The sequence below is a fragment of the Bradyrhizobium sp. Cp5.3 genome (assembly GCF_000426265.1).
Taxonomy (GTDB): domain Bacteria; phylum Pseudomonadota; class Alphaproteobacteria; order Rhizobiales; family Xanthobacteraceae; genus Bradyrhizobium; species Bradyrhizobium neotropicale.
The window spans coordinates 1-8,142 of sequence record NZ_AUFA01000090.1; the positions used below are offsets into that span (position 1 = coordinate 1).

At 63.2% G+C, this 8,142-nt stretch carries 12 protein-coding genes; 6 read left to right on the forward strand and 6 right to left on the reverse strand.

Annotation, left to right across the window (positions count from 1 at the left end; genetic code table 11):
• The 4 genes from K289_RS0139665 to K289_RS0139680 all read left to right on the forward strand — a co-directional run.
• The coding region (locus K289_RS0139665; protein ID WP_027556404.1) for a chemotaxis protein CheW at positions 1-408 on the forward strand (408 nt) is incomplete at its 5' end.
• 70 nt (positions 409-478) lie between these two features.
• A complete protein-coding gene (locus tag K289_RS0139670; protein ID WP_007600538.1) occupies positions 479-844 on the forward strand; it encodes a PleD family two-component system response regulator in 366 nt (121 codons plus the stop codon).
• A gap of 75 nt (positions 845-919) precedes the next feature.
• Positions 920-2,116: a chemotaxis response regulator protein-glutamate methylesterase gene (locus K289_RS0139675; protein ID WP_027556405.1), complete on the forward strand. Its 1,197-nt coding sequence runs from the start codon at positions 920-922 to the stop codon at positions 2,114-2,116.
• The gene (locus tag K289_RS0139680; RefSeq protein ID WP_027556406.1) at positions 2,113-2,985 is read left to right on the forward strand and encodes a protein-glutamate O-methyltransferase CheR; all 873 of its coding nucleotides are present in this window, start codon (positions 2,113-2,115) and stop codon (positions 2,983-2,985) included. The genes K289_RS0139675 and K289_RS0139680 overlap by 4 nt, the downstream gene beginning before the upstream one ends.
• 478 nt (positions 2,986-3,463) lie before the next feature.
• Here K289_RS0139680 and K289_RS49880 read toward each other — a convergent pair whose 3' ends face one another.
• Together K289_RS49880 and K289_RS0139690 are read right to left on the reverse strand one after the other, a co-directional pair.
• On the reverse strand, positions 3,464-3,658 hold the full coding sequence (locus K289_RS49880; protein WP_027556407.1) for a hypothetical protein: 195 nt from the start codon (positions 3,656-3,658) through the stop codon (positions 3,464-3,466).
• Positions 3,659-3,858: 200 nt separating this feature from the next.
• Positions 3,859-4,116 carry a hypothetical protein gene (locus K289_RS0139690; protein ID WP_027556408.1) on the reverse strand — a complete coding sequence of 86 codons (258 nt, stop codon included), beginning with the start codon at positions 4,114-4,116 and terminating at the stop codon, positions 3,859-3,861.
• A gap of 273 nt (positions 4,117-4,389) precedes the next feature.
• On the opposite strand from K289_RS0139690, the gene K289_RS51245 reads away from it, so the two are divergent.
• Positions 4,390-4,611, forward strand: coding sequence for a hypothetical protein (locus K289_RS51245; RefSeq protein WP_156918450.1), 222 nt, complete (start codon positions 4,390-4,392; stop codon positions 4,609-4,611).
• 269 nt (positions 4,612-4,880) lie between these two features.
• Here K289_RS51245 and K289_RS0139700 read toward each other — a convergent pair whose 3' ends face one another.
• From K289_RS0139700 to K289_RS0139715, 4 genes are all read right to left on the reverse strand, one after another.
• Positions 4,881-6,041, reverse strand: coding sequence for a glutathionylspermidine synthase family protein (locus K289_RS0139700; protein WP_027556409.1), 1,161 nt, complete (start codon positions 6,039-6,041; stop codon positions 4,881-4,883).
• A gap of 3 nt (positions 6,042-6,044) precedes the next feature.
• Positions 6,045-6,281 carry a hypothetical protein gene (locus K289_RS0139705; protein ID WP_027556410.1) on the reverse strand — a complete coding sequence of 79 codons (237 nt, stop codon included), beginning with the start codon at positions 6,279-6,281 and terminating at the stop codon, positions 6,045-6,047.
• A gap of 65 nt (positions 6,282-6,346) precedes the next feature.
• Positions 6,347-6,754 carry a hypothetical protein gene (locus K289_RS49885; protein ID WP_027556411.1) on the reverse strand — a complete coding sequence of 136 codons (408 nt, stop codon included), beginning with the start codon at positions 6,752-6,754 and terminating at the stop codon, positions 6,347-6,349.
• A 9-nt stretch (positions 6,755-6,763) separates the two neighbouring features.
• Positions 6,764-7,168 carry a DUF350 domain-containing protein gene (locus K289_RS0139715; protein WP_027556412.1) on the reverse strand — a complete coding sequence of 135 codons (405 nt, stop codon included), beginning with the start codon at positions 7,166-7,168 and terminating at the stop codon, positions 6,764-6,766.
• Positions 7,169-7,548: 380 nt separating this feature from the next.
• Between K289_RS0139715 and K289_RS51250 the strand changes: the two genes are divergently transcribed.
• The coding region (locus tag K289_RS51250; RefSeq protein WP_027556413.1) for a hypothetical protein at positions 7,549-8,142 on the forward strand (594 nt) is incomplete at its 3' end.

The following is an 8,142-nucleotide window of genomic DNA, read 5'->3' on the forward strand; positions in this document are numbered from 1 at the left end:
GGCCAGCTGTTCGGCCTGCCGATCTCCCGCGTCCAGGACGTGTTCATGCCCGAACGCGTCACCCGCGTGCCGCTGGCCTCCCGCGAGATCGCCGGCGTGCTCAATCTGCGCGGCCGCATCGTCACCGTGGTCGACATGCGCGCCCGGCTCGGCCTGCCCAAGGCCGAGGACGGCAAGGTGCCGATGGCGGTCGGCGTCGACCTGCGCGGTGAATCCTATGGCCTGCTGATCGACCAGATCGGCGAGGTGCTGCGCCTGCCCGAGGACGGCAAAGAGGAAAACCCCGTCAACCTCGATCCCCGCATGGCCAAGCTCGCCGGCGGCGTCCACCGCCTCGACGGACAGCTCATGGTCGTCCTCGACGTCGATCGCGTCCTCGAGCTCGCGCCCGACATGATGGCGGCATGATACGGCGGCGAAGCCGCCGACGCACTTGCAATTGGAAGTGCCCCTTAGGGGGATAGAAGTAGAGGTTCACATGCGAACTTGTCTCGTCGTTGACGATTCCAGCGTCATCCGCAAGGTTGCGCGCCGGATCCTGGAGGGCCTCGACTTCCAGATTCTCGAAGCCGAGGACGGTGAGAAGGCGCTTGAGGCCTGCAAGCGCGGGCTGCCCGATGCGGTGCTGCTCGACTGGAACATGCCGGTCATGGATGGCTACGAGTTCCTCGGCCACCTCAGGCGCATGCCCGGCGGCGACCAGCCCAAGGTGGTGTTCTGCACTACCGAGAACGACGTCGCGCACATCGCGCGCGCGCTGCACGCCGGCGCCAACGAATACATCATGAAGCCGTTCGACAAGGACATCGTGACGGCGAAGTTCCAGGAAGTTGGCCTGATCTGAGCGACCGCACGGAGGCTGAACGGCTCCTTCGGCGTTTTTTGTTAACTGAACCGTTTCAGTCTGAGTTGGTGAGTAATGAGTGTTGCGTTCGCAGGTAATTCGACCACGAGCCCGTCGCGAGAAGCGGGGCCGCTGCGGGTGATGATCGTCGACGACTCCGTCGTCATTCGCGGTCTGATCTCGCGCTGGATCGGTGCCGAGCACGACATGGAAGTTGCGGCCTCGTTGCGCACCGGGCTCGAGGCGGTCAACCAGATCGAGCGCATCAACCCCGACGTCGCCGTGCTTGATATCGAAATGCCCGAGCTCGACGGTCTCTCGGCGCTGCCAAAGCTGTTGGCCAAGAAGCGCGACCTCGTCATCATCATGGCCTCCACGCTGACCCGCCGTAACGCCGAGATCAGCTTCAAGGCGCTATCGCTGGGCGCGGCCGACTACATTCCGAAGCCGGAGTCGACGCGCGAAGCCTCGGCCGCCGACATCTTCCACCATGACCTGATCCAGAAGATCCGCCATCTCGGCGCGCGGCTGCGCAAGAGGTCTGCCGTTGCGAGTCCGCCGCTGGCGCCCGCACCCCACGCTCCGCTCGCACGCGAGCCGGCGGCACGGCCTGCCGCGCCGGCCCCCGCTGCGCCTGCCGTGCATGCCCCATCAGCCCCGCTGACGACGCGCCCATTCTCGATGCAGGCGCCGAAGGTGCTGCTGATCGGCTCGTCGACCGGCGGCCCGCAGGCGCTGATGGCCCTGGTGGCCGAGCTCGGCCCGGTGATCGACCGTTTCCCGGTGCTGATCACCCAGCACATGCCGCCGACCTTCACCACCATTCTCGCCGAGCATCTGGCGCGCACGAGCCGCCGGCCCGCGCATGAAGCGGTCGATGGCGAGCCGGTGAAAGCAGGGCGGATCTATCTCGCGCCCGGCGGCAGGCACATGCGCGTCGTGCGCAACGGCACGGACATCGCGATCGCGCTCGACGACGGCCCTGCCGTCAACTTCTGCAAGCCGGCGGTCGATCCGCTCTTCACCTCCGCGATCGACATCTGGCACGGCGGCATCCTCGCCGTGATCCTGACCGGCATGGGCTCGGACGGCATGCGCGGCGGCAAGGACATCGTCGCCGCCGGCGGCAGTGTGATCGCACAGGACGAAGCTTCCAGCGTCGTGTGGGGCATGCCGGGCGCGGCCGCCAATGCCGGCATCTGCTCGGCGATCCTGCCGCTCAACCAGGTCGGTGCGAAGGTCAATCGCCTGTTTTCGGGAGACCGCTCGTGACTCCCGTCGACTATGAGTATCTGCGCAAGTTTCTGAAAGAACGCTCTGGTCTCGATCTCTCCGCCGACAAGCAGTATCTGGTCGAGAGCCGGCTGCTGCCGCTTGCCCGCAGGGCGAGCCTGTCCGGTATTCCGGACCTCGTGCTGAAGATCAGGAACGGCGACGGCCGGCTTGCGACCGACGTGGTCGAGGCCATGACCACCAATGAGACCTTCTTCTTCCGCGACAAGGTGCCGTTCGATCATCTGCGCGACACCATCCTGCCCGGCCTGATCCAGGCGCGCGCCGCGCGCAAGAGCCTGCGCATCTGGTCGGCGGCATCGTCGACGGGGCAGGAGCCCTATTCGATCGCGATGTGCCTGAAGGAGATGGGCGCGGCGTTCGCCGGCTGGCGCATCGAGATCGTCGCCACCGATCTGTCGCAGGAGGTGCTGGAGAAATCCAGGGCCGGCGTCTACAGCCAGTTCGAGGTGCAGCGCGGCCTGCCGATCCAGATGCTGGTGAAGTATTTCACGCAGTCTGGCGACATCTGGCAGCTCAATGCCGACGTCCGCTCGATGGTGCAGTTCCGTCAGCTCAATCTGCTGCAGGACTTCTCGCATCTCGGCACGTTCGACATCATCTTCTGCCGCAACGTGCTGATCTATTTCGATCAGGACACAAAGGCGGTGATCTTCGAGCGCATGGCCAAGGGCCTGGAGGCCGATGGCACGCTGCTGCTCGGCGCCGCCGAATCCGTCGTCGGCATCACGGATGTCTTCCGTCCCGTCACCGATCGTCGCGGCCTCTATCAGCTCAACCCGGCGCGCTCCGGCCGCCCGATGGGGGGATTGATGCCGCAGTCGCTGAGGGTTGCCGCGGCGAGGTGAGGTGCCTTTTCGCCCTCTCCCCTTTGCAGGAGAGGGTGGCTTCGCGGAACGCGAAGCCGGATGAGGGGTTCTCTCCGCGAGTGAACCTCTTGCATTGGAGAGCGCGGAGAGAACCCCTCATCCGGCGCTTCGCGCCACCTTCTCCCACAAGGGGAAAGTGTTTCAATCCCGTGCAATTTGATACATAACGCCGCCCCCATCTGACGCACTCTCCGAATTGCCAAGGCTCGAGAAAACTGCCTGCCCATATCCCGTGTTCGCTGTGCCGCGCGTCATCCTGCGCCGCGACATAGCGCCCATGGCTGTGCTCAAGCAGCAGCGCAAGTAAGTTCGACCGCTAACAGCTCTTCCCGTTCTGCCGGACCGGCTTGGCACCGAGCCGTATGGGCAGAACACACAGAAATCGCCGGGTTTAGGCTTTAGCCGCTGGCCGCAGCCCTTGCAGTCGACCGAAAATCCCCCTCGATCAGGCGACGGCTCAGGCTGTATGTCGGATGGAACTTTCATGATGCTTGAAGAAGAGATCAAGCTTCACAGGTTTGCCGGTATCTCGCCAGAAAAGTCTTTTACCTATGCTGGCCGACACAGCGAGGCGATGGTGGCCGCCGATTAGAGTATGATCATCCGTTGCTATGGCGATGATCTCGTCGTCTTCGTCGATGATGACTTTCATGCGCTGCCTCCAATGCAACAACGCCCCTCAGCGCAGCCGCGATACTACGCAATTTATTCAAATCTCGTGCCTGGCCCAGCGTTCCAATGCATGAGGTTCGGATTTCAAATTGGGATGCTGCGCGGCCCATTGTGTACCAATCTGCACAAATGAGCGCTCAAGCACCGGAGCAAGTGAGCCCCGAAGGAGGTAGGGCAGCTTTACTTTCGTTTGCGCCGTGTTCGTTTCCGGCTGAGCCGTTTGGCATTTGCCGCCACCTTCCTTCGGTATTGCTCAACAATCTTGTCTCCGGATGCGCCGGCCATCAGGCTTGTACCGGCCTTCGCCGCCGCCAGCACTTTTTCACTAACCATGCGCTGGGCTTCACGTTGGGCCGCTTTGCCGCCGCGCATCAACTTTGCAAGGCGCAATCCGATCACGCGATTGCTTTCCAGCCCCAGCATCATCCAGTTCCACATGCTGCGATTTTCCTAGCAAGGCAAATTGCTTTCGGATCACATCAAACGACCGCGCGCGATGTCCAATCAAAGCCGCGTGGCTTGTCAGGACGGCAGCAAATCTGCGCGTCTCTCAGAGGACCCCAAGGCCCGATTGCGGAGGGCGCGCCAGCACTCGACGGTTCCAAACATGGAAGCCGCCCGGCGATGACAAATGGGCAAATCGTTTGTTTTGTATCAACTCCAAGACGCCGAGACAGTCGTATGCTGCGCCGAAAACCAGGGAGGTTCCACATGGCATCGATCTTCTCGACGCCCCATCCAGAAAAATGCCCTCAATGTGGTTCTGGGTTAGTCCACCTCGAGTGGCGTGAGCGCGTCAATGCCCAAGAAATCCAAGATCTTTGGCGCTGCTTTAACTGCAAAAGCCAGTTTGTCACCGCCGCCACTTCTGATGAGAGGGAGCCCTCGGTCGTCGAGATAACCAAGCCCTTCTTTACGAGCCTAGTAGTCTGATCGACTGGCGTCGCTCGCGTTCTACCTGACGCCTTGATCGCTGACACGCGCGCGTACCCTAAGCGAGATCGCCACGGCTGGGGCCAAGCCCGATTGCAGAGCGTGCCAATGCTTCATGCGTCGGCATTGAACGTGAGCCGCAGCGACGGCTTCGGACAATTCGTTTTGGAGACGGCGCGCAGTCGCGACGGCTTCATCCGCATGATCGAGCAAAACGTCTCGTTTTACCGGCGCGTGCATAATCAAGCAGAACCCAGAAGACGGCCCCCTCACAAAATCGCGTGCGGCAAGAACCGCGAGCTGTTGCCGGTGATCGGGCTCTCGTCCTCGCGGATCGACAGGCCGCAGGGCTCGTGGTTCACCAGCCAGCTTCCCACCACCGGATAGAAGCCTGAAAAATTCGGCAGCGGCGACAGCGTTTGGCGCACGAAGCCTTCGGCGCCGTAGGGGCCGGTGTGCGCGTCGAGCGGGACGCCGCCCGAGACCAGCGTGACATTGGCGCCTTCGCGCGACAGGAGCGGCTTGCGCACATAGGATGTTCCGAGCTCGGCTGCGCGCGGATCGTCCTCGAAGAAGGCCGGCAGCAGATTGGGGTGGTTCGGAAACATCTCCCACAGGAGCGGCAGGATGCCCTTGTTGGAGAGCACCGCCTTCCAGGGCGGCTCGATCCAGCGCGTCGGCGCCTCAGTCAGTTTTGCGCCGAAGTCGTCGTGGAACATCCACTCCCAGGGGTACAGCTTGAACGCCAACACGATGTCGCGGTCGTCGAGATCGACGAAGCCGCCACCTGCGTCGCGCCAGCCGATCTCCTCGACATCGAGCAGCGTGGTCGCAAGCCCCGCCTGGCGCGCGGTGTCTTCGAGATAGGCAAGCGTGCCGGCATCCTCGTCATTGCCGGTGGTGCCGGTGAGATGCAGATGACGGCCGGCGCCAATCGTCTTCCAGGCGTCGATCAGCCGCTCATGGATGGAGTTGAACTGGTCGGCGCGCGCCGGGATGATGCGCCGCTCGATCGCCTGCTCGAGCCAGGTCCATTGAAACACCGCGGCCTCGAAGATCGAGGTCGGCGTATCCGCATTGTATTCGAGCAGTTTGGCCGGCGTCTCGCCGTCGAACTTCAGATCGAGCCGGCCGTAAAGGCTGCGATCGTCGCGCTCCCAGCTCTGTGCGATCAGATCCCAGAACGCTTCCGGAATCCGCAACCGTCGCAGCTTTTGCTCGTCGCCGATCACGCGGCCGGCGAGCTCCAGGCACATCGCATCGATCTCGCCGGTCGGAGTCTCGATGCCGCGCTCGATCTCGTCGAGCGTGAAGGCGTAATAGGCGCGCTCGTCCCAATAGCGTTCGCCGTCGATGGTGTGGAAATCGAAGCCGCATTGTTCGGCGGTCTGGCGCCAATCGTCGCGCTCGGGACAGGTGATGCGTTGCATGTGTCAGCCGCCGCCGTGACCGTGGCCGCCATGACCGTGACCATGGCCATGACCATGCATGTGATGCAGCGTGCCTCCGAAGCCGCCATAGGTCGGCCGGCAATAGGGTTGGCCGTCGATGCCGGGAACGGCTTCGAGGCCGGGGCCGCAGGGCCGCTCGCGTTTTGCGAATCCCATCGAGACCGCGCCGGCCGCGGCGCTGCCCATCAAGGTAAGCACGACCCTTCGCGAGCGTTTCATGTTGTCCTCTCCGCGACGCCAGCTAAGCAGATCGGTGCGCGCCGTTGAATTCAAAACCTCGCGCCTTAGCCGCCGCCCGAAGATCCGAAGGCATGCGCAAAGGAGCCGAAGCCGCCGCGGGTGACGCCGCCGGAGCCGGAGTCGGACGATGTCCCCGACGAGGAATGGCTGGAGGAGTCGCTGCTGAAGAAGCTCGAGCGCGACGACCATCGCGAGCCGCTGCTGCCGCTGGAGGAGCCGTGGCTGCTGCTGGTGCAGGTCGTGGTCGTCTGCGCCGGTGCCGCAGCGCCCGGAGGGGGAGGGGGATCGCAATGCTGGCGCGGCATCAGCGTGTAGGCGGTGGTGCCGACCGCGATCGTTCCCATCACGAGCAGTGCGACGTGGCCGGAGCGCTTCACAGGCTCCCGTGACGGCGGCTGTACGGACGCCGGGCGGCGCTTGCCGAAATCCTTGCTGCGGGGCTTCCCTGCCATGTCAGGAAATCAGTAGATCATGCAGGCGGCATTCAGCAGGCCTGCAGCTAGCGAGGAGAGACCGAGCCAGATCGCCGGGGCGAGTTCGCCGCCGGCGATCCGTGCCGACAGGTTCGGCACCGGGACCCTGACGAGATAGAACACGATGATCTGGACCACCAGCGCGATGGCGGCCCAGATCAGGCAGTCCAGCACGTTGGCCGAATGCGCGATCGCGCTGACCAGCGGGGCCACGAAGCCGAGCAGGCTGAGGCCAAGCGCGATGGCGGCAGCAGGATCGTTGTCGCGAATGAGCTGGAATTCGTTGTGCGGGGTGATGCGGGTATAGACGAACAGGTACGCCACGATGGCGATCAGCCCGGTGCAGAAATAGACCAGGAAGGCGGGCAGGCCGGCGAGCGATTGCAGAATCATGGGGGGATCCGACTGTTACCGCTTAAATTCTGGCACGATCGTTTGGTCGCCGCAGCGGCCGGATCCGTTCGATCCCCAAAAAACGAAACCCGCCCCGACCGCCAGGGCGAAAGGGCGCCGCACAAACTTTTCGGGCTATGTGAGACCTGCTTCACAAATGCGTCTTGAAGTTGCGTGTGATAATATGGTTCAGCGATGTTGCCGTTGTCCTGGAGGCGCACATGAATTGGGCCCTCGATGAGATCTGCTCACCGGCGCATGAACGATCAGGCAGGCATGATCTGACCGCTGGCGATGTTTGTCGCCAAAGCCCTGGCGATATGCACCATCCAATTTCGAGGAAATTTTCGATCAAATAAGTTGTTTGAGTGAGGCTTAAGATGCCTGTTGCCGACTACGAAGATTTCGAGCTCGAGATCGGCTCTGATCTGCCGGCAGGGGGCGGTCCGCAGCAATATTACGGCCGCGTCGTCAAGTCGCCGGCCGGCGAGGCGCCGAAGAGCCAGGTGAAGTTCTGGTTCTCCGCGCCGGGCGAACTGGCAAAGCTGCGCGGAGAGCTCGAAAACGCGGTCCTCGAGATCGACGAGAAAAACCGCCAGGGCCCGGCGACGCGCGGCGAACAGGTGCTGCGGGATTTCGGGCGCGGGGTCTTCCGCAGCGTCTTCACCGAGGTGCCCTCGATCCAGCGCATCTACGAGCGCAGCAAGGGCGCGGCGCAGGACCTCAGGATCAAGCTGCGTATCGAGGCGACCGAGCTTGCCGGATTGCCCTGGGAGTATCTCTACGACGAAGACGACATGCCGGGCTTCGTCAGCCTCACGCGGCCGATCGTGCGATACCTCGAAACGGCGGGCGGCGTCGGCCGGATGGGCGTCAGGGGCTTTCAATTACCCATAATCTTTGCCTCGATCGCGGCTCCCAATTCGATATCGGTCAGCCGCGATAGTCCGCGCCAGATGACGGTATTTCCTGGA

Excerpts from the sequence above, each read along its gene's own strand:
- K289_RS0139670 (WP_007600538.1), top strand. The coding sequence starts at position 479 with ATGCGAACTTGTCTCGTCGTTGACGATTCCAGCGTCATCCGCAAGGTT.
- K289_RS0139675 (WP_027556405.1), top strand. The coding sequence starts at position 920 with ATGAGTGTTGCGTTCGCAGGTAATTCGACCACGAGCCCGTCGCGAGAA.
- K289_RS49880 (WP_027556407.1), bottom strand. The coding sequence starts at position 3,658 with ATGAAAGTCATCATCGACGAAGACGACGAGATCATCGCCATAGCAACG.
- K289_RS0139690 (WP_027556408.1), bottom strand. The coding sequence starts at position 4,116 with ATGTGGAACTGGATGATGCTGGGGCTGGAAAGCAATCGCGTGATCGGA.
- K289_RS51245 (WP_156918450.1), top strand. The coding sequence starts at position 4,390 with ATGGCATCGATCTTCTCGACGCCCCATCCAGAAAAATGCCCTCAATGT.
- K289_RS0139700 (WP_027556409.1), bottom strand. The coding sequence starts at position 6,041 with ATGCAACGCATCACCTGTCCCGAGCGCGACGATTGGCGCCAGACCGCC.
- K289_RS0139705 (WP_027556410.1), bottom strand. The coding sequence starts at position 6,281 with ATGAAACGCTCGCGAAGGGTCGTGCTTACCTTGATGGGCAGCGCCGCG.
- K289_RS49885 (WP_027556411.1), bottom strand. The coding sequence starts at position 6,754 with ATGGCAGGGAAGCCCCGCAGCAAGGATTTCGGCAAGCGCCGCCCGGCG.
- K289_RS0139715 (WP_027556412.1), bottom strand. The coding sequence starts at position 7,168 with ATGATTCTGCAATCGCTCGCCGGCCTGCCCGCCTTCCTGGTCTATTTC.